This window comes from Pseudomonas sp. WS 5078, from assembly GCF_012985745.1.
Taxonomy (GTDB): domain Bacteria; phylum Pseudomonadota; class Gammaproteobacteria; order Pseudomonadales; family Pseudomonadaceae; genus Aquipseudomonas; species Aquipseudomonas lundensis_A.
This window is the reverse complement of record NZ_JAAQWX010000038.1, coordinates 1-1,052: the sequence shown is the minus strand read 5'-3', so window position 1 is coordinate 1,052 and position 1,052 is coordinate 1. Positions and strand designations below refer to the sequence as shown.

The 1,052-nt window shown below is 53.8% G+C and carries 1 protein-coding gene; it reads left to right on the top strand.

Annotation, left to right across the window (positions count from 1 at the left end; genetic code table 11):
• Positions 1-99: 99 nt before the first annotated feature.
• Positions 100-1,052: IS5 family transposase (locus HBN68_RS21940; protein ID WP_169966184.1), on the top strand; the 953-nt coding region annotated here is incomplete at its 3' end.

The following is a 1,052-nucleotide window of genomic DNA, read 5'->3' as shown; positions in this document are numbered from 1 at the left end:
GGAATCTCCGAACAAGTTTTCAAATGTGCTGAAATACGCCTGACCACCTGATCCGAGCCGCCCATGAGCCAGATGAGCCAGATGAGCCAGATGAGCCAGATGAGCCAGATGAGCTTTTCCGATTTCGAATACGCCGGCAAGCGCAAGCAGACACGCCGCGAACGCTTCCTCGCCGAGATGGATCAGGTCGTGCCCTGGACGGGTCTGCTGGGCCTGATCGAGCCATTCTACCCCAAGGCCGGTGGCGGCAGAAAACCCTATCCTCTGGAAACCATGCTGCGTATTCATCTGTTGCAGAATTGGTTTTCCCTGAGCGATCCGACCATGGAAGAAGCGCTCTACGAAATCACGCCCATGCGCCAGTTTGCACGTTTGACCTTGAGCGCCCCGATACCTGAAGACACCACGATCATGAATTTCCGGCACTTACTGGAAAAGCATCAGCTGGCACCTGCAATCCTCGCGGTCATCAATGGTTATTTGCAGGACAAAGGCATGTCTCTACGTCAGGGCACTATCGTCGATGCCACCATTATTCATGCTCCCAGTTCGACTAAAAACGAAGAGGGAAAGCGCGACCCCGAGATGCATCAGACCAAAAAAGGTAACCAGTATTTCTTCGGAATGAAGGCCCATATTGGCGCTGATGTCGAGTCCGGCTTGGTTCATCACGTCCACGGCACCGCCGCCAACGTCGCCGATGTCACACAGGTCGTCGAGCTGTTGCATGGCGAAGAAAATGCAGTGTATGCAGACGCCGGATACACCGGCGTTGAGAAGCGTGAAGAGCATGAAAATCGTGAAGTGATCTGGCAAATCGCGGCGCGCCGCAGCACCTATTCCAAGTTGAATAAACGCAGCGTGCTCTACAAGGGCAAGCGCAAGATTGAGTACTGCAAAGCCCAGACACGGGCCAAGGTCGAACATCCGTTTCGGGTGATCAAATGCCAATTTGGGTACGTGAAAGTGCGCTTTCGTGGGCTGATGAAAAACACGGCTCAGTTGACCACATTGTTCGCCCTGTCGAACCTGTGGATGGCTCGAAAACAACT